The organism is Paraburkholderia sp. (assembly GCF_035948235.1).
Taxonomy (GTDB): Bacteria; Pseudomonadota; Gammaproteobacteria; order Burkholderiales; family Burkholderiaceae; genus Paraburkholderia.
In genome coordinates this window covers 1-20,995 of record NZ_DASZJJ010000200.1, presented here as the reverse complement: position 1 = coordinate 20,995, position 20,995 = coordinate 1, and the positions used below count along the sequence as shown (strand labels likewise).

At 65.2% G+C, this 20,995-nt stretch carries 22 protein-coding genes; 14 read left to right on the top strand and 8 right to left on the bottom strand.

The annotated features are described in order from the left end of the window. Positions 1–20: 20 nt before the first annotated feature. Positions 21–821: a YfaP family protein gene (locus VG320_RS17130; protein ID WP_327201277.1), complete on the top strand. Its 801-nt coding sequence runs from the start codon at positions 21–23 to the stop codon at positions 819–821. A gap of 27 nt (positions 822–848) precedes the next feature. Here the strand turns inward: VG320_RS17130 and VG320_RS17125 are convergent, their stop codons facing one another. Then, positions 849–1,682, bottom strand: a complete 834-nt coding sequence (locus tag VG320_RS17125; protein WP_327201273.1) for an isocitrate lyase/phosphoenolpyruvate mutase family protein — start codon at positions 1,680–1,682, stop codon at positions 849–851. Positions 1,683–1,900: 218 nt separating this feature from the next. On the opposite strand from VG320_RS17125, the gene VG320_RS17120 reads away from it, so the two are divergent. Together VG320_RS17120 and VG320_RS17115 are read left to right on the top strand one after the other, a co-directional pair. Next, positions 1,901–2,905 carry a LacI family DNA-binding transcriptional regulator gene (locus VG320_RS17120; RefSeq protein WP_327201272.1) on the top strand — a complete coding sequence of 335 codons (1,005 nt, stop codon included), beginning with the start codon at positions 1,901–1,903 and terminating at the stop codon, positions 2,903–2,905. A gap of 127 nt (positions 2,906–3,032) precedes the next feature. After that, positions 3,033–4,817: an IlvD/Edd family dehydratase gene (locus VG320_RS17115; protein WP_327201271.1), complete on the top strand. Its 1,785-nt coding sequence runs from the start codon at positions 3,033–3,035 to the stop codon at positions 4,815–4,817. An 18-nt stretch (positions 4,818–4,835) separates the two neighbouring features. Here VG320_RS17115 and VG320_RS17110 read toward each other — a convergent pair whose 3' ends face one another. The 3 genes from VG320_RS17110 to VG320_RS17100 form a co-directional block, all read right to left on the bottom strand. Next, on the bottom strand, positions 4,836–5,582 hold the full coding sequence (locus VG320_RS17110; protein WP_327201270.1) for an IclR family transcriptional regulator: 747 nt from the start codon (positions 5,580–5,582) through the stop codon (positions 4,836–4,838). A gap of 96 nt (positions 5,583–5,678) precedes the next feature. Further along, the gene (locus VG320_RS17105; RefSeq protein ID WP_327201269.1) at positions 5,679–5,912 is read right to left on the bottom strand and encodes a hypothetical protein; all 234 of its coding nucleotides are present in this window, start codon (positions 5,910–5,912) and stop codon (positions 5,679–5,681) included. Between the two features lie 50 nt (positions 5,913–5,962). Continuing rightward, positions 5,963–6,427, bottom strand: a complete 465-nt coding sequence (locus VG320_RS17100; RefSeq protein ID WP_103707823.1) for an Lrp/AsnC family transcriptional regulator — start codon at positions 6,425–6,427, stop codon at positions 5,963–5,965. Between the two features lie 138 nt (positions 6,428–6,565). Between VG320_RS17100 and VG320_RS17095 the strand changes: the two genes are divergently transcribed. Then, positions 6,566–7,192: a LysE family translocator gene (locus VG320_RS17095; protein WP_327201268.1), complete on the top strand. Its 627-nt coding sequence runs from the start codon at positions 6,566–6,568 to the stop codon at positions 7,190–7,192. 99 nt (positions 7,193–7,291) lie between these two features. Here the strand turns inward: VG320_RS17095 and VG320_RS17090 are convergent, their stop codons facing one another. Further along, positions 7,292–7,798: a DUF1993 domain-containing protein gene (locus VG320_RS17090; protein ID WP_327201267.1), complete on the bottom strand. Its 507-nt coding sequence runs from the start codon at positions 7,796–7,798 to the stop codon at positions 7,292–7,294. 519 nt (positions 7,799–8,317) lie between these two features. On the opposite strand from VG320_RS17090, the gene VG320_RS17085 reads away from it, so the two are divergent. Both VG320_RS17085 and VG320_RS17080 read left to right on the top strand, forming a co-directional pair. Continuing rightward, positions 8,318–8,917 (top strand): hypothetical protein, encoded by a 600-nt coding sequence (locus VG320_RS17085; RefSeq protein WP_414696062.1) that lies wholly within the window; start codon positions 8,318–8,320, stop codon positions 8,915–8,917. A 325-nt stretch (positions 8,918–9,242) separates the two neighbouring features. Then, a complete protein-coding gene (locus VG320_RS17080; RefSeq protein ID WP_327201266.1) occupies positions 9,243–9,518 on the top strand; it encodes an RNA-binding protein in 276 nt (91 codons plus the stop codon). Here VG320_RS17080 and nadE read toward each other — a convergent pair. Further along, positions 9,515–10,396: an ammonia-dependent NAD(+) synthetase gene (gene nadE / locus VG320_RS17075; protein ID WP_327201265.1), complete on the bottom strand. Its 882-nt coding sequence runs from the start codon at positions 10,394–10,396 to the stop codon at positions 9,515–9,517. The genes VG320_RS17080 and nadE overlap by 4 nt on opposite strands. 137 nt (positions 10,397–10,533) lie before the next feature. Between nadE and VG320_RS17070 the strand changes: the two genes are divergently transcribed. Further along, positions 10,534–11,772: a L,D-transpeptidase gene (locus VG320_RS17070; protein WP_327201264.1), complete on the top strand. Its 1,239-nt coding sequence runs from the start codon at positions 10,534–10,536 to the stop codon at positions 11,770–11,772. A gap of 15 nt (positions 11,773–11,787) precedes the next feature. Here the strand turns inward: VG320_RS17070 and VG320_RS17065 are convergent, their stop codons facing one another. Further along, positions 11,788–12,669, bottom strand: coding sequence for a DMT family transporter (locus tag VG320_RS17065; RefSeq protein ID WP_327201263.1), 882 nt, complete (start codon positions 12,667–12,669; stop codon positions 11,788–11,790). Positions 12,670–12,866: 197 nt separating this feature from the next. Beyond that, the gene (locus VG320_RS17060; RefSeq protein WP_327201262.1) at positions 12,867–14,447 is read right to left on the bottom strand and encodes an ABC1 kinase family protein; all 1,581 of its coding nucleotides are present in this window, start codon (positions 14,445–14,447) and stop codon (positions 12,867–12,869) included. 256 nt (positions 14,448–14,703) lie between these two features. Between VG320_RS17060 and VG320_RS17055 the strand changes: the two genes are divergently transcribed. The 7 genes from VG320_RS17055 to VG320_RS17025 all read left to right on the top strand — a co-directional run. After that, positions 14,704–15,459: a DeoR/GlpR family DNA-binding transcription regulator gene (locus VG320_RS17055; RefSeq protein WP_327201261.1), complete on the top strand. Its 756-nt coding sequence runs from the start codon at positions 14,704–14,706 to the stop codon at positions 15,457–15,459. Positions 15,460–15,902: 443 nt separating this feature from the next. After that, complete coding sequence (gene phnS / locus VG320_RS17050; protein WP_327201260.1) at positions 15,903–16,988, top strand: 2-aminoethylphosphonate ABC transporter substrate-binding protein; 1,086 nt, start codon at positions 15,903–15,905, stop codon at positions 16,986–16,988. 59 nt (positions 16,989–17,047) lie between these two features. Beyond that, positions 17,048–18,175 (top strand): 2-aminoethylphosphonate ABC transport system ATP-binding subunit PhnT, encoded by a 1,128-nt coding sequence (gene phnT, locus VG320_RS17045; protein ID WP_327201259.1) that lies wholly within the window; start codon positions 17,048–17,050, stop codon positions 18,173–18,175. Beyond that, positions 18,153–19,061: a 2-aminoethylphosphonate ABC transporter permease subunit gene (locus VG320_RS17040; protein ID WP_103707833.1), complete on the top strand. Its 909-nt coding sequence runs from the start codon at positions 18,153–18,155 to the stop codon at positions 19,059–19,061. Before phnT ends, VG320_RS17040 begins: the two co-directional genes overlap by 23 nt. Positions 19,062–19,161: 100 nt before the next feature. Continuing rightward, on the top strand, positions 19,162–19,953 hold the full coding sequence (gene phnV, locus VG320_RS17035; protein WP_414696063.1) for a 2-aminoethylphosphonate ABC transport system, membrane component PhnV: 792 nt from the start codon (positions 19,162–19,164) through the stop codon (positions 19,951–19,953). Between the two features lie 106 nt (positions 19,954–20,059). Further along, a complete protein-coding gene (locus VG320_RS17030) occupies positions 20,060–20,665 on the top strand; it encodes a GntR family transcriptional regulator (protein ID WP_327201274.1) in 606 nt (201 codons plus the stop codon). Positions 20,666–20,728: 63 nt separating this feature from the next. Next, on the top strand, positions 20,729–20,995 hold a 267-nt coding region (locus tag VG320_RS17025), incomplete at its 3' end, for an HD domain-containing protein (RefSeq protein ID WP_327201258.1).

The window sequence follows — 20,995 nt, the reverse complement described above, 5'->3', positions numbered from 1 at the left end:
TCAAGAACAGGCGAACGAACATGAAAACGATCCGGCTTACACATCGCCCCGCACGCCGCGCTCTGGCCGTTGTTGCGCTGGCCATTTGCGCAGGCGCGGCGCACGCCGACACCATCGACTTCAACGCGCCGCTGAACGGTTGGCGCAATTCGGCGGGCGACGAGGCACGCTATACGCAGGACGTGCACTATCCGGCCGTCGCGGTGAGCACGCCCGAAGGCCAGAGCGTGAACGCGCTGATCGCGGGGCACATCAAGTCGGCGCCCAAGGCGAAGGCGGGCACATCGGTGGGCACGCTGATTGTCAACGGCACGCCCATGCCGCAGCGTATTGAAGAGGATGGCACGTTTTCGCGGCCTTTCGCATTCGGTGCGGGCAGCAACGGCGTGGAGCTGCGCTCGGCGGACGGCACGCGCAAGCGCGTCCAGTTCTACGAGGCCTACGCGAACAAGACCCATGCGCGCCTGCGCATTGTGCTGGCCTGGGACACCGATGGCACCGATCTCGACCTGCACGTCGTGTCGCCCGACGGCGTGCACACGTTTTACGCGGATCGCGTCGCGCCGAACGGCGGCGCGCTCGACGTGGATGTGACCACCGGTTACGGTCCGGAGATCTATTCGAGCGCCGCGCCCCTGCACGGCACATATCTCGTCTACGTGAATTACTACGGCAGCGGCAACAGCGGCAGTGACATGACGGTGGCGCAAGTCACCATCATCACCGACGAAGGCACGCCGAACGAAAAGAGCGAGACGATCCGCGCACCAATGCGCAAGGCGGGCGAGTTGACGCTCGTGAAGCGCTTCACGATTCCTTGAACTCCGTGAGCGTTCACGAGCGCCGATTTAAACAGGTTTCCTGAATAAATCGTTAAGCTGGTTGCCGGGCGCTGCATCGAGGAAGCCATCGAAGCGACCTTCGCTCAGCGTTTCCACTGCGCGGATGAAGCCGCCCCATGCTGCACGAGCCAGCGCGCCGCCCACGCTCACGCGCCGCACGCCCAGTTCCGCGAGTGCCTGCACCGTGAAGGGCGACACCGATCCCACCAGCACGTTCACCGGCTTCGGCGCGACCGCCGCGACAACCGCCGCAATCTGCTCGCGTGTGTTCAGGCCCGGTGCGTAGAGGCAGTCCGCGCCCGCTTCTGCGTAGGCCTTCAGACGCGCGATGGCATCGTCGAGATCGGGCACGCCAGCCACGAAATTCTCCGCGCGGCCGATCAGCAGGGTGTCGCCGCCGCGTGCGTCGATGGCGCTGCGCGCCGCCTTCATCCGTTCGACGGCAACGTGCAGCGGCAGGAGCGGCGAGTCGTCATTGCCGGTCGAATCTTCGATCGAAAGCCCCGCGATGCCGGTATCGACGGCCAGTCCCACGCTCTGCGCGACGCCGGCCGCATCGTCGCCAAAGCCGCTTTCGAAATCTGCATTTACCGGCAGGTCGGTGGCCGCCACGATCTCGCGAAGATGGGCGAGCACGGCATCGCGCGAGACGTGGTTATCCGCCTGGCCATGCGACCACGCGAAACCCGAACTGGTCGTGGCGAGCGCCTTGAAGCCCGCGCTTTCGAGGTAACGCGCGCTGCCCGCGTCCCACGGATTCGGCAATACGAAGCAGCCCGAAGCATGCAGGGCGCGGAATGCGGCGCGTTTTTCCGCGACGCTGCGTGGCGTGGAGGGCATGACGTGTCTCCTGAATGTGTTGTGAAGAGGGGCGTGTCACTGCAACGGAGCAGCGTGCATTGTGCTCCAGTGCGTGCCGCCGCGCTCTGGCTGTGCCGGTTTCCCGATGGCGCAGTTTCAGGCGTCCGCGCCGCTGCCGCTATCATATGCGCTGTTCACAATTCGCCCGTTTTTTCCCGATGACCAGAACTCCCGCACCGAAATCCACGCCGCCGCGCATGTCCGACGTCGCCAGCCTCGCAGGCGTGTCGAAGATGACGGTTTCGCGCGTGCTGGCGGGCCGCAGCGCCTCGGAAGCCACGCGTGCACGCGTGCAGCGCGCGATCGACGAACTGGGCTATGTGGCGGATGCGGCGGCGGGCGCGCTGTCGTCGGGGCGTTCGTCGTTCGTCGCCGTGCTGGTGCCGTCGATGTCGAGTTCGAACTTCTCGGATACCGTGAGCGGCCTGACCGCCGTGCTGGAGCCGCAGGGACTCGAACTGCTGATCGGCGATACCGACTATTCGCTCGAACGCGAGGAGCGCCTCGTGCGCCAGATGCTGCGCCATCAGCCGCGCTGCATCGCGCTGACCGGCTCGCAGCACACCGAGGCCACGCGCACGCTGCTCGCGCGTTCCGGTGTGCCGGTGGTCGAGATGTGGGACCAGCCCGCGCATCCCATCGATATGGCCGTGGGTTTTTCGAACGTGAACGCCGCGCGCGAAATGGTGCGCTATCTGGCGGGCAAGGGGCACAAGCGCATCGGTTTTATCGGCGGGGCGAGCGAGCTGGACTGGCGTGGCCTCGACCGCCTCAAGGGCTATCAGATGGAAATGAAGGCGCTCGGGCTGGGCGAGCCGCGCGTCGTGCGTCTGGGCGATTCGCCGATCACCATGAGTCACGGCGCACCGGCCATGACCGAACTACTCGAACGCTGGCCCGACACCGAGGCCGTGATGTGCGTGAGCGATATGTCCGCGTTTGGCGCGATTATGGAGTGTCAGCGGCGTGGGATTGCCGTGCCCGGCAAGATCGCCGTGGCCGGTTTCGGCAACTTCGAGATCGCTGCGTGCTGCCATCCGACCATTACGACGGTTTCAGTCGATGCTTACGGAATCGGGCGTCGCGCGGGCGACGCGCTGCTAGCGGCGCTGGCCGACGAAGAAAGCGCGAGCACGCCGCACGCGCGCCGCACAGTTAAAACGCGCATCCACTACGGCGTGGTCGAGCGCGAAAGCGCCTGAAACAAGCGCTTTTCTTTTCGTTTTCCTTTCCGATGCCGTGATCGTCCTGGCTGTACCCAGCTTGCGCATCGTGCTACCTTGGGGCTGTTATCGGTAACATAAGCCGGTCGCCCAGGAGACACGCAACATGGCACACAAGCCCGCCCGCCGTCTGCGCAGCCAGCAATGGTTCGACGATCCCTCGCACGCCGACATGACCGCGATCTACGTCGAGCGCTTCATGAATTACGGCCTCACGCGCGAGGAATTGCAGTCCGGGCGGCCGGTCATCGGTATTGCCCAGACGGGCAGCGATCTGGCGCCCTGCAACCGCCATCACATCGCGCTCGCCGAGCGCGTGAAGGCGGGCATACGCGACGCGGGCGGCATCCCGATGGAGTTTCCCGTGCATCCGCTCGCGGAGCAGAGTCGCCGCCCGACCGCCGCGCTCGACCGCAATCTCGCCTATCTGGGGCTCGTGGAAATCCTGCACGGCTTTCCGCTCGACGGCGTGGTGCTGACCACCGGCTGCGACAAGACCACGCCCGCCTGTCTGATGGCGGCGGCCACCGTCGATCTGCCGGCCATCGTGCTCTCGGGCGGACCGATGCTCGACGGCTGGTACGAGGGCAAACGCGTGGGCTCGGGCACGGTCATCTGGCACGCGCGCAATCTGCTGGCGGCGGGCGAGATCGACTACGAGGGCTTTATGGCGCTCACCACGGCGTCGTCGCCGTCGATCGGGCACTGCAACACCATGGGCACTGCGTTGTCGATGAACTGCCTCGCGGAGGCGCTGGGCATGTCGCTGCCCGGTTGCGCTAGCATCCCGGCGGCGTATCGCGAGCGCGGGCAGATGGCCTATGTCACGGGCAAACGCGCGGTCGATCTGGTGCGCGACGACGTGCGCCCATCGCGCATCATGACGCGCGCGGCGTTTGAAAATGCAATTGTGGTGGCGTCGGCGCTGGGCGCGTCGACCAATTGCCCGCCGCATTTGATCGCCATCGCGCGTCATATGGGCGTGGAGCTGACGCTGGAGGACTGGCAGCGCTTTGGCGAGCAGGTGCCCTTGCTCGCGAACACCATGCCCGCGGGCGAATATCTGGGCGAGAGCTTTCACCGTGCGGGCGGCGTGCCGGCCGTGCTGCGCGAACTCGATCGCGCGGGCCTCGTGCGGCGCGACTGCGCGACGGTCTCTGGCCGTACGATTGGCGAGATCGCTGATGCGGCGCCTGTGGCAGACCGCGAGGTGATCCGCACCTGCGACGCACCGCTTATGCACGGCGCCGGCTTTATCGTGCTATCGGGTAATTTCTTCGACAGTGCCATCATGAAGATGTCGGTGGTGGGCGAGGCGTTTCGCAAGACGTATTTGAGCGAGCCTGGCGCGGAGAATGTGTTCGAGGCGCGCGCCATCGTGTTCGACGGTCCCGAGGATTACCGCGCGCGCATCAACGATCCTGCGCTCAAGATCGACGAGCGCTGCATGCTGGTGATTCGTGGTTGCGGCACGGTGGGTTATCCGGGCAGCGCCGAAGTCGTGAACATGGCGCCGCCGGCCGGGATGGTCAAGCGCGGCGTTACTTCGCTGCCTTGCATGGGCGATGGACGGCAGAGCGGGACGTCGGCGAGTCCGTCGATTCTCAATATGTCGCCGGAAGCCGCCGTGGGCGGCGGACTCGCGCTGTTGCGCACGGACGATCGCATCAAGGTCGATCTGAATGCACGACGCGTCGAAGTACTGATCGATTCGGCGGAACTCGAACGCCGCCGCGCGCACGTTGAGTTTTCTACGCCTCCTTCGCAGACGCCGTGGCAGGAGCTTTATCGGAAAACGGTGGGCCAGCTCTCGACGGGCGGATGTCTTGAGCCGGCTACGCTCTATCTGCGCGTGATCGAGACACGCGGCGAACCGCGTCACTCGCACTAGCGCTGCGGCGTGCGTGGTTCAGAGCGTCTTGCCGATGCGCTGCGCCATCTCCACAACGGCGATAGCGAGACGCTTTTCGCGGCGTGCGTCGATGCGATCGAGCGGCAGACTCGTGCTGACCGCCACGCGCTTGCCAAGCGCGGTCACGCCGACGAATACCGCGAAACACGTCAGGCCCGCCGTGACTTCCTCGCGCTCGTGTGCGAGACCCGAACGGCGGACTGCGGCTAGCGCCTGCAGCAGATCCTGACGGCGTGTGATGGTCTGGCTCGTGACGGCAGCAAGCTGCTTCGGCAGCATCTTTAATACTTCGTCGTCCGAAAGACTGGCGAGCAGCGCCTTGCCCAACGCGCAGCAATGCGCGGGCAAACGCGAACCGAGGTCGGAGATAAGGCGTACCGGGCGCGCGGGATCTTCGCGCGCGATATAGACCACTTCCGCCCCATCCAGAACGGCAAGCTGTACGACTTCGTTGTGTGCGGCGATGAAGCTTGCCGCTTCATGCCGGAAGGCTTCGTGCAACCGATCGTGGCGCACGTAGGCGCTGCCCAGTTCGAACAGCGTCACGCCGACGATATAGCCGTCAGCGCGCTTTTCGATCCAGCGCCGGCGCTCCAGCGAATCGAGCATCAGATACAGCGTGCTGCGCGACAGGCCGGTTTGCTCGGCAATGGCGGAGGCCCGCACCGGTGCCTGCGCTTGCGCGAGCAGATCGAGGATGTCGTGGATACGCTTGAGCGCGGGCACTTCGTAGGCGGTGGACATGACGGTCGATCGTGTATCCAACAGGCTGGACATACTAGCACCAGGTTGGACAGCTTGCCGAATCGGTCATGCTGGCGACGTGCCTGGCGTTCAGACTCAGCGGTTGCCGTCGAGCAGATCGTTGAGCAGATTGTCAAAGGCTGCCTGGGCGTCTTCGAGTTCCTGCAATGCGGCGTCGAAGGTTTGCAGCGCGAACTGCGACGGACGGCCTTCGCCTTCCGGCGGGAATTGCGTCTGCAAGGACGTGAACGCCGACTTGACGCGCTGGGTTGCGGTCAGTACGCGGTCCATGGCGGCCGCTTCTTCGGCTCGTGCCTGTTCTGGGGTCATTGAAAGCTCCGGTTTGAAGTTTGAAAATTGAAAAAGGGGCAGGGTCTTGCTCAGGGCAGCGGCAATCCGCCCTCGGATTTCACTTCGCGCAGCGACAGCGCCGATTCCACCGACGTGACGCCCGGCAGACTGCGCAATTCGTCACGCATGAAGGTGCCGTAATCGTCCAGGTCGCGCGCGACGATCATCAGAATATAGTCCGCCGTGCCGGCAACGTTGTGGCACGAAAGAATCCGCTCGATCGCACAGACTTCGCGCTCGAAGCGGTCGGCAAGCGCGCGGTCGTGCACCGCGAAGCGCACCGAGACATACGCGACCACGCCATAGCCCAGCGCGCGGCGCGACAGCATCGCGCGATAGCGCTCGATATAGCCATCCTGCTCCAGCCGCTTCAGACGGCGTGCGCAGGGCGTTTCGCTCAAACCCACCGTCTCAGCGAGCCGCGCGTTGGGCATGCGGCCATCGGCCTGCAGGGCGCCGAGAATGGCGCGATCGAGTTTGTCGAGGTCGCTCATATTGCGTTGAGTGCTTTTCCAGTGCGGATGCTCATATTTTAGAGCATTCCACTCTCAACAGACGGCTGGTATTAAAAATACGCCAGAAATCGCTCCGGCGTTAGCGGCAACATAGAGCCTCTTCCAGCCGAGGCCATCATGATTTCCGCCCACCTGATGTTGATGTTCATTGTCGCCCTGATCGTCGTTTGCGCACTGCCTGGGGCGGACATGGCGATGGTCATGCAAACCAGCATGAGCCGTGGCGCGCGGCGCGGTTTCGCGGCGGCCTGCGGCCTTGGGCTGGCGCGTGCTACCCATGTGACGCTGTCTGCGTGCGGACTCGCGGCGCTGCTGCACAACGCACCCTGGCTTTACCAGGTCGTGCGCTACGTGGGCGCGCTTTACCTCACGTATGTCGCCGTGCAGATTTTTCGCGCGCCGGTTTTTGCGCTACCGCAAGCGTCGGGCGAGACCGCGCAACGCCCGCTGCGCGCGGACTTCGTCAAGGGGCTGCTGACCAATCTGCTCAACCCCAAGGCGCTGCTGTTCTGCTCGGTGCTGCTGCCGCAGTTCATTCGTCCCGAACTGGGCTCAGTCTGGCTGCAGGTGATCGAGCTGGGCATCGTGCTCGTGATCGTCTGTGCGTTGTTCGACGTCGTCTATGTGCTGGGCGCGGCGCGCATTGCCCTGTGGCTGCGCCGTCACCCGCTGGCGCAGACGGTGCAGAAGTGGGCGTTTTCTTCCGCGTTGATCGGCTTCGCGGTGCGCCTCTCGCTCGATTGAGCGTCGTCATTCACACGGCGGACCCGGCCGCACGGCCTTTGGGTCCGCCTCATTCCTGCGCGGCGGCGATTTCCGCGCTAGAGCGTTTGCGACCGGGTTTTAGCGGCCGCCCAGATAGTCGAGCTTGCCCAGTTCCACGCCGTTATGGCGCAGGATGTCGTAAGCCGTCGTCACGTGAAAATAGAAGTTGGGCAGCACAAACGCCAGCAGGTAGCTCTGGCCCGTGAAGTCGATCGGACCCGAGCGCATCTTCAGCGTGATGCTCTTGTCTTCCGTGCCGTCGATCTGCTCGGGCTTGAACGTCTTCAGATAGTCGATCGTCTTCTGGATGCGCGTGTGCAGATCGTCGAAGCTCACTTCCACGTCTTCGAACTTCGGCGCGTCCACGCCCGCGAGGCGCGCGGCGCAACCCTTGGCCGTATCCGTGGCGATATGAATCTGGCGCGCGAGCGGCAGCATGTCGGGGAAAAGCCGTGCGCCGGTGAACACCGCGGGGTCGATCTGCTTCTCTGCCGCGTGCGCCTGCGCCTTGCCGATGATGGTCTGCAGGTTGGCCAGACCGCGCACGAGCGCGGGCACCGAGGCTTGATACATGGTGATGGACATGGGAATTCCTCGTTTCTTTGAATGGACACGCCAGGCTCCGCGCGGAGCTTGAGCGGGCGGCCCATTATGCACCTACGGTTTTGCCGCCGCCATTGGCCGAATGGCCGATCTTGCGCAAACCCATGAAGGTCTGATTTCATCGACGAAACCGGTGGGCCTCGCGCGTTTCGCCTCCCGCGTCGAGCTTCATGTCTCCATCGACTGAAATGCTTTTGGCGTTTGACCAGCCATGGCGAGCATGACAATCGTGTTAAGGAAGCACGGTCGGGAATCAGTTGATATGGATGACTAAATAAAATTACCGTGCTGGTGCAGATGTTTAGATGCACGGTGCTGGTGAGTACCGTGTGCAGGCATTGCGGCGGGCGTCGTATGAAACCGGGCAGGTGTGGCTCGCGTCAACGCGGCGTAACACAAAGGCCCTGGTGCAGTTTCACCACGGCAAAATTCGAATGTGTTTTAATTAGCCAGCATTGACCATCCATTCAGCATCGTACGGCAGCGTACGGTGCACTTACCATGAACGCAGAATTGGCAGAAAGTTGTCTGGCCGTGCGTCGCATGGCAAAAAGCGCGACAAGTCGTCGGGCGCCGTACGCGCTGGGTGTCGCGCTGCACGGTGTGCTGCTGGCGCTGGCCGTCGGCGGGGCGGTGCGCAGCATGCCCGCGTGGGCACAGGACCCGCGGCTGCTGGATGCGCGCGTGACCCAGGAGTCGCTGGCGGAAACGATCTGCCGGCCGGGTTACGCCGATACGGTGGCGCCGTCGTTCGACGCGGCGATGGCGCAGAAGGACCGCTTGCTGTCGGCGCGCGGTATCGATGCCGAAGACGGCGTGACCTACGCGCTCGACCGTCATGTGCCGATCGTGCTCGGCGGCTCGCCTGACGCGGCGGCGAATTTCGATCTGCTACCGTGGGGTGGCCATGCCGGCGAGCGCCGCAAGTCGCTCCTCACCGTGCGACTCAAGCGCTGCGTGTGTGCTGGCCGCATTTCGCTCGCGCAGGCGCAGGCGACGATCGTGGGCAACTGGTCGCGTCAATATGACCAGCTCACGCGCATGCAATGCGGCACGGATTTCGGCGACACCACCTCGGCGAGCCGCGACGAAGGTCCCTGAAGCGTTCCCTTTTTTCTCCACTCCACCATCGTCGTATGGCTTCACGCAACCGCGCAGGCATGCGCGTTGCGCTGAGGCTGAAGGCGCGTGGGTAACGCGCCGGATATCGACAAAATGACGCAGTGCGCGCGCAGCAAAATCGGTCTACTCTGACGTATATCAACAAGAAGGGGTGAGCGAAATGCTAGCGTCCGGTCTCTCAATATTCGTCCTGCTTTCCGTGGCTTTGCTCGGCCAGTTTCGCTTGATGCAAGCGCGCTCGCGTGCAAGCCTGCAACCCGTGCGCGTGCGCTCAGATCGCCCGCGCCACTACCGGTAGACCGATATGCACCTGACTGTCTGGAATGTCCCCGAAACCTGCAGCGAGCAGGAAGTGCATGATTTTTTCAAGCGCGAACTCGGACACTACGCCAAGGGAGTCAAGGTGTACGACGCGGGCACGTCCAACGCGCACGCGGATCTCGAACTCGATTCGGAAGTGCCTTATGTGGGCGAAGCCGTCGCGCGCGAATTGCAGAGCCGACGTCTTGCCGGCGTCGCGCTGCGCGTCAGCGCGCCGCCCTTCGATAACGAAGAGCAGGAAGAGCGCCGTCCCGCCTAAACTTTCCCGGGCGCGTGCAGCATCGGTGCATCCGGCGTGTAGGGCAGCGCCCGTTTATGCCGGGTCGTATCGAAACAACGCAGGATCGTTTCGAAGGCGTGGGCACTCACCGGTTTGCCGTCCAGAAAATCGTCGATTTCCTCGTAGCTGACACCGTAGGCGTCTTCATCGGGCCTTAGCGGGCGCAGTGTTTCCAGATCCGCGGTCGGCGTTTTTTCCACCAGCCGCTGCGGCACGCCGAGATGACGCGCAAGCGCTCGCACGCGTCGCTTCGTCAGACCCGCCAATGGCAGCACATCCGCTCCGCCATCGCCGAACTTCGTAAAGAACCCCATCAGCGATTCCGCCGCGTGGTCCGTGCCGATCACGAGGCCGCCCCGCGCGCCCGCCACGGCATATTGCGCAATCATCCGCTCGCGCGCCTTGATGTTGCCGAGCACGAAGTCCTGCCGGGCGGCGTCTTCGAACCTCTGCCCGCCTGCCGCGAGCGAAGCGAGCATCGCGTCGGCGGCCGGGGCGATATCGACGCTCAGGATCTCGTCGGGCTGGATGAAGCCCAGCGCCGCAACGGCGTCTTCCTCGTCGCGCTGGGTGCCGTAAGGCAGGCGCATTGCGATGAAGCGCGCCTCGTGGCCTTGCTCGCGCAGCGCTTCGACGGCCAGTTGCGCGAGGCGCCCTGCGGTCGTCGAATCGACCCCGCCGCTGATGCCGAGCACGAGTGCGTGCAGGCCGCTCGTGCGCAGGCTGTCGGCGAGAAACGCGATGCGCCGATCGATTTCGTCCGGTGGATAAAACGACGCCACGACGCCCAGCTCCGCTGCAATTTCGCGCTGGCGGCGCTGCTGGATTGCTCGTTCCGATGCGATTTCTGCGCTCATGAGGTTTTTCGATCGAGGGTGCCTGGTCCGTCACACGGCGGCGTGCACAGGTTGTCTGGTCTAATGTCGGATGATCTGGGCGCGCGACTTGCAGAGCGTCCGATATCAAACAAAACGCGTAAACAGCCGGATTCACGATGAACGATTATTCTTCGCGCGGCGCTCAGGCGTGCGTGAACGGCGGCGTCCAGAGCGATGCCGTGAAAACTGACGCCAGGACTCATTATCACGGGGCGCGGCGGCCGTTGCAGCGGAGGTGGCTCGCGCACGGGCTGGCCGGTTTTGCAGCGCTGTGCGTCTGGAGTTGGTGCGCCTGCGCGGCGGCGGCGGACAACACCGCGGCGTCGGGCGGGCGTGCAAGCTCCGCAGCGGTGGTGCAAGGCGCTTCGGCTGCCGCATCCAGGCCTTCTTCGGCACCGGCGCCGGTATCTGCTGCGGTTGCGGCGTCAACTGCATCGGCGGCGAAAACGACGTCGGCGGCTTCGGCGGCGTCCGCTGCTTCCGCAGCCTCAACTACTGCGGCTTCCGCACCGATTGCCGCCTCCGGCCCTGCGCCGCTCACGCTGCCAGAGCATCCCAAACTCACGCCCGAACAGGCCGCCGACGAAACCCACCGCGCGCTGGCGATGCGCGATACCTTCGCGCGCAACGTGACGCGTCGCCTGCGCGTGCCGATCGCCGATCAACGCGCCTACGCGCAGCGCCTGCAAACCGCGCTCGACGCCAAGGATCTTGGCGCGCTGGCGGGCGAATACGTCATCCTCGTGGATCGCAGCGCGAACGTGCAGGCGCTCTTCATCTATTTCCGCGCTACGCCCGGCCAGACATGGCAGATGATCGGCGCGTCGCCGGTCGCGACGGGGCGGCCTGGCGAATTCGATCACTTTCTCACGCCGCTCGGCGTGTTCGAGCACACGCCGTCGAACATGGATTTCCGCGCGGAAGGCACGATGAACGAGAACAATATTCGCGGCTACGGCAAGCGCGACATGCGCATCTATGATTTCGGCTGGGTCGACGGCGAGCGCGGTTGGGGCAAGGGCGGTTATTCGCCGATGCGCTTCCAGATGCACGCGACCGATCCCGACCGGCTGGAGCCGCTGCTCGGCATCCGCCACTCCAAGGGTTGCGTGCGCATTCCGGCGTCGCTCAACGCGTTCATCGATCACAACGGCATCATCGACGCCGAATACCAGGCGCTGGTCGATTCGGGCAAATCGCTCTGGGTGCTGCACTCGAACCGCGAGATCACGCCGTGGGCGGGGCGCTTTGTCGTCGTGATCGACTCGGCGCGTAAGACGCGGCCCGCCTGGGCGCCCGCGCCGGGCAGCCAGGCGCGCGCGAAGGTGCCCAAGGGCGGCGATACCGCCGATTGATCCCGTGGCGCGGTGTTAACCGCGCCGCGCGATCAGCACGCCCACGAGCGCCACGCCAAAGCCCGCGATCTGCAGCGTCGTGAGCGTTTCGCGAAACAGCAGCCAGCTTTCCAGCGCGGCGAGCGGCGGCGCGAGGAACAGGAGCGCCGTGGCGCGCGCCGCATCGCCGTGGCGCACCATCCAGACCAGCAGCGTCACGCCCGCGCCCGAGAGCATCGCGATTCCCCAGCCGAGCGAAATCCACAGCGTCGTCGAGGCGATCCAGCGATGTTCGCCCAGCGCGAGCGCAAGCAGCGCCGCGACGATAGCCGCGCCCGCGTTTTGCACGGCGCTCGCGCTGCGGATATCGGCCTGCGCAAGCGAGGTCTTCTGATAGAGCGTGCCCGCCGTAATCGCGCCGATCGAAAGCACCGAGACCATCACCACGAGCAGCGGACTGGCGTGCGCGCCACTCGCGAACGAGGCGCCCGCCGTCGCGTGCAGTTTGGGCGTCAGCACGAGCACGACGCCCGCAAGGCCGAGCGCCATGCCCTGCCAGCGCCGCTGTGAAATGCGCTCGCCAAACATCGGCGCGGCGAGCACCGCCGTCAGCAGCGGTTGCAGCGCGCCGAGCAACGCCATCACGCCAGCGCTCAGACCTTGCGCCACGGCCCAGTAACCCGCGCCCAGATACACCCCTTGCAGCAGCGCGCCCGCGAAAAGATGCTTGCCGATTTCGCGACCGCGCGGCCAGGGCGCGCGCATCGCCAGCGCCACACAGGTGAACAGCAGCGCGGTGCCGCCAAAGCGTGCGAGCAGGAACAGATTGGGATCGGCGTAGGGCGCGATGGCGCGGGCGACGACAAAACCGGTCGACCACAACAGGACGAAGAGGGCGGGCGTGAGTGCGGCGAGCATGGATTGCGTGACGGGTGAGGGCAGGCAGCGGATCGAAAGGGCCGCAGTATCGCTCGCCTGACAGGGTGCGGTCTTGTTCAGGACTGCACTCGCAACTCACGGCAATCGCTCCAATCGCAACTAACAGCCAGACGCGCCCGGCGTGCGCGAACTGGGCGAGCGGGCGCGGCCGCCCGGCTATCTGCGGGATAGGCGGCTCAAGCCGGCAAAGCAAACAGCGTCGCCGCCACACCGATCAAGGTCCCGCTCAACGCGCAGGCGATCAGGAGCGCGCGAGTGCGTCGATGCTCGCGTCGCAGCGCTTCGAGCAGCGCGGCCTGCGCATGCGCCGCCGCGCCGGGCTGCCCATGCGCTGCGCCCGACTGATGGTGCATGAAGCGATAAATGAGCTGCGGCACGCGCGGCGCAATCTGCGCGAGATGCGGCAATTCCTGCGAGAGCCGCTTGATCCAGCCGTGATGGCCAAGGTCGCGTTTCGCAATGTCGCCGAGTGTGGTTTTCGCGATTCCCCAGGCGTCGACATCGGGATGAATCGCGCGCGCGAGTGCCTCCGCCTGACCGAACGTGCGTTGCGCGGCAGCCAGCCGCGGCGACACCGCGCCGCCGAACGGCTGGACCGCATGCAGCAGATGGTGGAACAGGTCGCCTGCGCGGCGCTCGCCGGCTGCATCGGCGAAATGGGCTTCGCTGCGGGTGCGCAATTCCGCTTCGATCTGTTCGGGGCGCGCGTGGGTGGGCACATGCCCGGCCTCGTGATGCAGTGTTGCCAGCCGCCCGTAGTCCTGCTCGAACAGCGCCGTCGCGCCGTGCACGAAGAATTCGCGCTCCGGCGAGGAAAGCGAGGTCATCAGCGCCGCACTCGCGAATATGAGCCGGCCGCGCGTTTTCGGCTCGATGCTCACGGCGACACGGCGCGCGTCGAACGTCGCATGAAAGAAGCCGTGCTCGAAGGCCTGTTCCGTAACCACCTCGATCAGATGCGCGGCCACGCGCGTCACGTTGATGTGATGCATCGCCAGCCCGGCGACATCGGTTGCGCGCAGCGTATCGACATGCTCGACCGTGATCGTGTGCGGCGTGCAGAAGTCCCAGATCACGTCGGGCACCAGCACGCGCTCGTCGTCGGCGAGATGGTGGCCGCTCTGGCTCAGGTTGGCCGCCTGCGCGCGCAGATCGAAACGGCGTTGCAGATCGTCGCGCAACGTCTGGGCGAGCGTGCGCAGATGTAGCTTGCGCGCGCCGCCCGAAAAACGCTCCAGCCAGCGCGCGACCGTGCACAACAGCGCGGCTTCGTCATCGACTTCCTGGGCCTGCTGCGCGCGCAGTACGCGCACGGTCACCATCTGGTGGCCGTTGACCGGCAACTGCAGGCGTGCGATGTGCGTCTGCTCGCACCAGCCGTTCTGACAGGGCGTGGGGTCGATCCACGAAAACAGCGTTTGCGGTGGTTTGCCGAAGGCGCTGTGCAACGCGGCGTTCAATTGCTCGGGCGTGAGCGGCTCTTCGAAATGCTCGATCGCGTCGATGGCGTCGTGCAGCGTCGAGGCCGCCAGTTCGGGATGCGTGGTGACGGATTGCGCGAAGGCGCTTGCGAGCGGCGCGAGACGCGGCAATGCGCTCGACAGATGGGGGGCGAGGCGCTCGTTTTCGCGCATGCGCGCGGCGAGTGAGACGATCCAGTGCAGCTTGTGGTGCTCGGGGGCGGCCAGCCAGATCAGCCGGATGCCGTAGCGCAGCGCGCAGAACAAAAGACGCAGTTGGCGAAGTCTGGAACGCATGGATTCGGCGGTTGCGGTGGCGGTTGCAGTGATGCTGAAACGCTCGGGCGTCTATCGTCCGGACGGCCAGCACGAGATTAGCAGGGATGATCGCGCGATGGCAGGGCAGGCTTGTACGGGGTCGCGTGCAGTCCGGATGTCGGCGGGATGCGCCATGCATGCCGGCCCTGTGTGCCGGCCCTGTGATACGGCGCCGGAGTGCGCGTAATACAATACGGCGGCCTTTCCGATTCCACGCGCGCCATGCGCTCCCCAGATGCTCGCAGAACAACGTCACCAATACATCCTTTCGCAAGTGAACCGGACCGGCGCGCTCTCGGTGGCGGACCTCGTGCGCGAGCTGCGAGTCTCGCGCGAGACGATCCGCCGCGATCTCAATACGCTGGCGGGGCGCGGCCTGCTGGTCACGACGCACGGTGGCGCATTGTCGAGCGATCGCCGCGAGCCGGATCTCGACGTGCGCGATACCGCCAACGCCAGCGCCAAACGCGCGATCGGCGAACGCGCAGCAGAGTTCGTGCCTGATGGCGCGTCCGTCATCATCGATTCGGGCAGCACGACCCACGCACTCGCGCGCGCGCTGACCGACCGGCACCGCCTCACCGTCTATACGAACGACTGGCGCATCGCCTTGCTGCTCGGTCGCCGCAATGAAAATCGCGTGACGCTGCTGGGCGGCGAGCTGTCCGATCACGAGGAAGCGACCTTCGGCCTCGATACCGTGCAACAGCTCTCGCAATATCACGCCGATTACGCCTTCGTCGGCGCCGGCGGCATCACCGCCGATGGCTGGCTGACCGACTATTCGCGCATGGTCGCCGAGGTGCGCAGCCGCATGCTGACCGCGGCCGCCTGCGCGATCGTGGTGGCGGACCATTCGAAGTTCGGCCGCATGACGCCCGTACGCATCAACGGCTTCGAGCGCGCGCGCTACGTCATCACCGAACTCGCGCCCGAAAAGGGCGTCGCGCGCGCCATTGAGTCGCGCGGGCCGGAACTCGTCGTCGCCTGATTCCACATTCGCCTGCATTCGCCGCGCGGCGGCCCTCGCCTCGCGGATTTCCCTTTTAGCCCTGATCCCCTGATCTGACGCGCGCGCGGCCACTTCCGCACGCGCGACTTTGTCGTGTCCGACGATTTGCGTATTTTTGGCAAATTGTGGAATTTTTTGACAAACGCCACAATCGTCACGTCGATGTCACGGAAATCTGTGATTCTTGCCGGGCCCGTGCAGACGGGGCTGCCACGCAATACGGCAGATCCCGCGCGCACCAGATGGCCGTGCGGTTTTAGGGTGGCAACGGCGGATTGCAGACAATCTGCAATTCGTGCGGTTTTCCCCCATCCGCCACGGACGGGCAAAAGGACAGGCGGCGCAGTCCGCTGACTTTCGACGATTCACCAGACACGCATCGGGTAGCCCCGAGCACATGGTTTTTGCCTTCGGAGAGTGACATGAACCACCGGAATTCCCATCGCGCGGGTTTCGCACGCAAAGCGCTGCCGATGATGATCGCCGCCACGCTGCTGCAATGCGCCGCGATGAGCGCCCATGCCGCCAACGCCGTCGTGCTGTACACGGCTGACGGCCTCGAAAATCTCTACCGCGACGTTCTGCCGGCCTTCGAGAAGAAGGAAGGCGTGAAGGTCAATATCGTGACGGCTGGCAGTGGCGAAGTCGTGAATCGCGCCAATGTCGAAAAGGATGCGCCGAAGGCGGACGTGCTCATCACGCTGCCGCCGTTCATCCAGCAGGCTCAGCAAAGCGGCCTGCTGCAGCCGTACCAGAGCGTGAACTACAAGAACGTGCCGGCCATCGCCAAGGCGACGGACGGTTCGTGGGCCACGTTCGTGAACAATTACTTCTCGTTCGCGATCAACCCGGAAGTCGTGAAGAACCAGCCGAAGACGTTTGCAGACCTGCTGCATCCGGACTATTCGGGCAAGGTCGCCTACTCGAACCCGGCCACGGCTGGCGACGGCATGGCCGTGATCATCCTCACGACCTCGTTGATGGGCGAAGACAAGGCGTTCGACTACCTCAAGAAGCTCGAGCAAAGCGCCAAGTTCCACACCAAGGGCACGGGTTACCTCGACGTGCTGCTCTCGCGTAACGAAATCTCGGTGGCCAACGGCGACCTGCAGATGGATCTCGACGACGCTGCCAACGGCGGCCTCTCGCTCAAGCCGATCTTCCTCGCCGCCGACGCCGGCGGTCATCCGACCACCTTCCAGCTGCCGTACGCAATCGGCCTGATCAAGGGCGGCCCGAACCAGGCCGAAGGCAAGAAGCTGATCGATTACCTGATGTCGACGGATGTGCAGTCGAAGGTGCCGGACATCTTCGGCATCCCGGGCCGCACGGACGTGGCGCTCACGGGCAAGAACGGCGCGGCGGTCAAGCAGGCGATCGAAGGCGTGAAGCTGATTCCGGTGGACTGGAACCAGGTGATGGCGAAGAAGGCTGACTGGACGACGCGCTGGAAGAACGACGTGATCGGCTCGTCGGGCAAGCAGCTCGAAGTCGTCAAGCCGCAGTAAGTCACGCAGCAACGTCCGTAGCAGGACTGTCCAGCACTACCCCGTATCAAATGCAGGAGATGAACCCGGTGAATACCGCAAGCCTTGCGTCGGCCGACATGGCCCGCGCCCTGCCGGACGCGTCCGGCCTCACCGACGCAACCGGCGCCCATGATGCACATGGCGCGGCGGGCGTGCAGATCGACCACCTGAGCGTGCGCTTCGGCGCGCGCACGGTGCTCAACGACCTGTCGCTCACGATCCGGCGCGGCGAGTTGCTGACCGTGCTGGGCCGCAGCGGTTGCGGCAAGACCACCTTGCTGCGATTTATCGCCGGGTTCATCGAAGCCGATGGCCTTGCGGGTTCGCTGACCGTCGCCGGTCGCGATCTGACGCATGTGCCGCCGCATCAGCGCAATCTGGGCCTGCTGTTCCAGAGCTATGCGCTGTTCCCGCATCTTTCGGTGTTCGAGAACGTCGCGTTCGGCCTCAAGGCGCGCCGCGTGCCGTCGCGCGACATCGCGCGGCGCGTGGCCGACGCGCTCAAGCTCGTGCAGCTTGGCGATCAGGGCCACGTGATGCCGGCGCAGCTTTCCGGCGGCATGCAGCAGCGCGTGGCGCTCGCGCGCGCGCTCGTAATCGAGCCGGATGTGCTGCTGCTCGACGAACCGCTGTCGGCGCTCGACGCCAATCTGCGCGCTTCGGTGCGCTCCGAACTCAAGGCGCTGCACGAGCGCCTGCCGAATCTGACCATCGTCTGCGTGACGCACGATCAGGATGACGCGCTGGTGCTGTCCGACCGCACGCTGCTGATGCGCGATGGCCATATCGCGCAGCTCGGCACGCCGCAGGAACTCTACGACACGCCCAACGACGCCTACGTCGCGCGTTATCTGGGCGCGGCGAACCTGCTGCCGCCGGGTGTGGCGTTTCCGGTCGGCGATCCGCGCCATGACGTGCGCGACAAGCTCGCCTGCCTGCGCCCCGAAAGCCTGCGCATCGCGCCGCTCGGCGAAGGCGCATTGCACGGCACGATCGAGTCGGTCGAGTGGTATGGCTCGGTGCTGTCGGTGCCGGTGTTGCTCGACGCGATGCCGAATGAACCGGTGCTCGTCACCATGCAGCGCGGCCACGGCATGACGCCGGAAAAAGGCATGCGTGTCTCCCTGCGTTACGAGGCTGACGATGTCGTCCTTATCAACCCCTGATTTCCCGCTGCCGGGCGCCGATGCCCACGCCGCCGCCGTGCGCCGCCGCGAGCGCCGCGCGCAATGGCACATCGCCTTTCTGCTCGTGTTCGTGCTCGGGCCGCTGGTGGTCTATCCGCTCGTGCGGCTGGTGCTGTTGAGTCTGAGCGGGGCGCATGGCCTGAGTTTCGGTGCGTACGCAACGTTCTTCGGCAATCCCGATTCGCGCGGCGTGATCGGCACGACGCTGTGGATTCTTTTCCTGAGCGCGGGCGTGGCCTCGCTGCTCGGCGTGGCGATTGCGGCGATCCTGTTCTTCAAGCCGTTTCCGGGCGCCCAGCTCGTCACGCGGTTTCTGGAATTGTTCGTGGCGTTCCCGTCGTTCCTCGTCGCGTTCACGCTGATCTTTCTGTACGGCTCGCAGGGTTCGGTGAGCATCGGGCTGCAACGGCTCTTCCATCTGCAATCGCCGCCGCTCGATTTCCTGTTCGGTATCGGCGGCGTGGTGCTGGCGGAAGTTGTGTTCTACGCGCCTTTCGTGGTGCGTCCGACGCTTGCCGCGTTTGCGCTGCTCGATATGCGTCTGATCGAAGCGGCGCGCAGCCTGGGCGCGAACAATCGCATGGTCGCCGCGCGCGTGATCCTGCCGCTCGCGTGGCCGGGCATCGCCGCGGGCACGATTCTCTGTTTCCTGCTGACGTTCAACGAGTTCGGCATTCTGCTCGTGCTCGGTAGCGCGCATCTGATCACGTTGCCAGTGGCGATCTATAGCTCGGCGACCGTCGATCTCGATCTGCCGACCGCTGCCGCGGGCGCGGTGGTGATGCTCGCGATGTCGCTTTCCCTGTATGCGCTGTATCGGCGCGTGAATCGCCGCAGTCATGGAGGCGCGCGCAATGGCAAGTAATTCGGCAAGTAATTCTTCGATGAATCCCGTGGCCGCGGCCTCGGACCCCGTCGCATTGCCGCCGAAGCATCTGCGCGCGCGGCCGGTCGAGCGCGGTGTGATGGCGCGTGTCGTGAGTGGCGTGCTGCTCGCACTGGCTGCGTTGCTGTGCTTCTGGCTGTTCGTGCTGCCGGTGATTGTGGTCGCGCTGTCGAGTGTGGCCTCGCACTGGTCGGGCACGATCCTGCCCGATGGCTTCAGCATGCGCTGGTTCGAGCGTCTCGGTTCGAGCGACTTCGATGCGCTTGTGACGAGCCTGGAAATTGGCTTTGGCGTGGCGGTGCTCGGTACGGCGCTCGGGCTGTGGCTGGCGCTGGCGCTTGAAGGGCGCGACCGCAAGGGACTCGGCGTAGTCGTCGATACGCTCGCGATGGTGCCCAATGGCGTGCCCAGCGTGGTGCTCGGCCTCGCGGTGCTGATCGCTTATCACAAGGCGCCTGTGGATCTGTCGAGCTCGGCGGCGATCGTCGTGTTCGTGCAGCTCGCGCTGGTGTTGCCGTTCTGTTACCGCTGCGCGTCGGCGGCGCTGCGTCCCGAGCTGACGATCCTGCGCGAAGCCGCGGCAAGCCTCGGTGCGCCGCCCGCGATGGTGCTGCGCCGTGTGGTACTGCCGCAACTGGTGCCGGCGATCCGCGCGAGTCTCGCGCTGGGCTTCGCACTCTCGCTCGGCGAACTGGGCGCGACGCTGACGGTGTATCCGCCGGGCTTCGCGACGGTGCCGATCGTCGTGGTGGGTGCGGTCGAGCGCGGCTACTATCTGCCGGCGTCGGCGCTCTCGCTGATTCTGTTGATCGTCTCGCTGGTAGCGCTGTTGCTGATCGCCGCGCGTGCGCCGCGCAAGCGGGCGGACTGACACGATGGACGCCATGCGGTTCGATGCGTCTTTGTATCGACGTGATGAGGGCGCGGCGCGTAGCGACGATGGCGTGAATGCCGCCGCGCTGCCGACGCCGATTTCGATGGTGCGCCAGCATTCGCTGACCGACCTCGTGCGCGCGGAAATCGAGCGCTGCATCACGCGCGGTCAGTTGTCGCCGGGCGCGAAACTCGTCGAAGCCGAATGGGCCGCGCGGCTGCAGGTGTCGCGCGGGCCGGTGCGCGAAGCGCTGCGCGCGCTCGAGCAGACCGGACTCGTGCGCAATGAAAAGCATCGCGGTGTATTTGTGCGCAGCGTGTCGGGTGGCGAAGTGCTGGAGCTGACGGCGTTGTGCGCGGTGCTAGAAGAAGCGGCGTGCCGGATGCTGGCGGGCTGCATCGATGCGGCACAGGTCGCGGCTTTGCGCGAGCGGCTCGACGCCATGCGCGATGTAATCGACGACGAGAGTGAATTCGTGTGGGCGCGCGAGGCGTTTCGCGACGCGCTGGTTGCGGCGGCGGGCAACAGCAAGCTGCACGATGCCTGGCGGCGTGCGGTCAGCGAAGCGCGGCTATCGTTGCGCGTGCAACTGGATGATGCGCAACGGCAGACGTCCTACGCGCGACATCGGGCGGTATTGAATGCGCTGGCGTCGCGCGACGCCGACGAGGCGATCGTTCAGATGCGTGTGCAGGACGGGCAGCTTTAGCAGGACGACGGCGACACGCATTGAGCCAGCGCCGTCGGGTTCGACGAAAGGGAGTAGAAAAGCATGGCACTGAGTCTGGAAGATATTCGCGGCCTGTTCGAGCAGCACGGCGGACAGGCTTATAGCGGCGAGCCGGTGACGCAGCTCGAACACGCATTGCAAAGCGGCGCATTGGCGGAAGAAGAGGGTGCGAGCGAGGAACTGGTGGCGGCGGCCTTTCTGCACGACCTCGGCCATCTGCTGAATCGCCAGGGCGAGACGCCGACCGAGCGCGGTATCGACGACCTGCATCAATACTATGCGCTGCCGTTCCTGCGGCCGATTCTGCCG

Bases quoted from the DNA above. Each gene is read 5' to 3' on its own strand.
- VG320_RS17100 (WP_103707823.1), bottom strand. From the start codon at position 6,427: ATGAGCGACCTCGACAAACTCGATCGCGCCATTCTCGGCGCCCTGCAG.
- nadE (WP_327201265.1), bottom strand. From the start codon at position 10,396: ATGAGCGCAGAAATCGCATCGGAACGAGCAATCCAGCAGCGCCGCCAG.
- VG320_RS17090 (WP_327201267.1), bottom strand. From the start codon at position 7,798: ATGTCCATCACCATGTATCAAGCCTCGGTGCCCGCGCTCGTGCGCGGT.
- VG320_RS17065 (WP_327201263.1), bottom strand. From the start codon at position 12,669: ATGCTCGCCGCACTCACGCCCGCCCTCTTCGTCCTGTTGTGGTCGACC.
- VG320_RS17130 (WP_327201277.1), top strand. From the start codon at position 21: ATGAAAACGATCCGGCTTACACATCGCCCCGCACGCCGCGCTCTGGCC.
- phnS (WP_327201260.1), top strand. From the start codon at position 15,903: ATGAACCACCGGAATTCCCATCGCGCGGGTTTCGCACGCAAAGCGCTG.
- VG320_RS17120 (WP_327201272.1), top strand. From the start codon at position 1,901: ATGTCCGACGTCGCCAGCCTCGCAGGCGTGTCGAAGATGACGGTTTCG.
- VG320_RS17040 (WP_103707833.1), top strand. From the start codon at position 18,153: ATGTCGTCCTTATCAACCCCTGATTTCCCGCTGCCGGGCGCCGATGCC.
- VG320_RS17115 (WP_327201271.1), top strand. From the start codon at position 3,033: ATGGCACACAAGCCCGCCCGCCGTCTGCGCAGCCAGCAATGGTTCGAC.
- VG320_RS17110 (WP_327201270.1), bottom strand. From the start codon at position 5,582: ATGTCCACCGCCTACGAAGTGCCCGCGCTCAAGCGTATCCACGACATC.
- VG320_RS17070 (WP_327201264.1), top strand. From the start codon at position 10,534: ATGAACGATTATTCTTCGCGCGGCGCTCAGGCGTGCGTGAACGGCGGC.
- VG320_RS17080 (WP_327201266.1), top strand. From the start codon at position 9,243: ATGCACCTGACTGTCTGGAATGTCCCCGAAACCTGCAGCGAGCAGGAA.
- VG320_RS17095 (WP_327201268.1), top strand. From the start codon at position 6,566: ATGATTTCCGCCCACCTGATGTTGATGTTCATTGTCGCCCTGATCGTC.
- phnT (WP_327201259.1), top strand. From the start codon at position 17,048: ATGAACCCGGTGAATACCGCAAGCCTTGCGTCGGCCGACATGGCCCGC.
- VG320_RS17060 (WP_327201262.1), bottom strand. From the start codon at position 14,447: ATGCGTTCCAGACTTCGCCAACTGCGTCTTTTGTTCTGCGCGCTGCGC.
- VG320_RS17105 (WP_327201269.1), bottom strand. From the start codon at position 5,912: ATGACCCCAGAACAGGCACGAGCCGAAGAAGCGGCCGCCATGGACCGC.
- phnV (WP_414696063.1), top strand. From the start codon at position 19,162: ATGGCGCGTGTCGTGAGTGGCGTGCTGCTCGCACTGGCTGCGTTGCTG.
- VG320_RS17125 (WP_327201273.1), bottom strand. From the start codon at position 1,682: ATGCCCTCCACGCCACGCAGCGTCGCGGAAAAACGCGCCGCATTCCGC.
- VG320_RS17085 (WP_414696062.1), top strand. From the start codon at position 8,318: ATGAACGCAGAATTGGCAGAAAGTTGTCTGGCCGTGCGTCGCATGGCA.
- VG320_RS17055 (WP_327201261.1), top strand. From the start codon at position 14,704: ATGCTCGCAGAACAACGTCACCAATACATCCTTTCGCAAGTGAACCGG.
- VG320_RS17030 (WP_327201274.1), top strand. From the start codon at position 20,060: ATGGTGCGCCAGCATTCGCTGACCGACCTCGTGCGCGCGGAAATCGAG.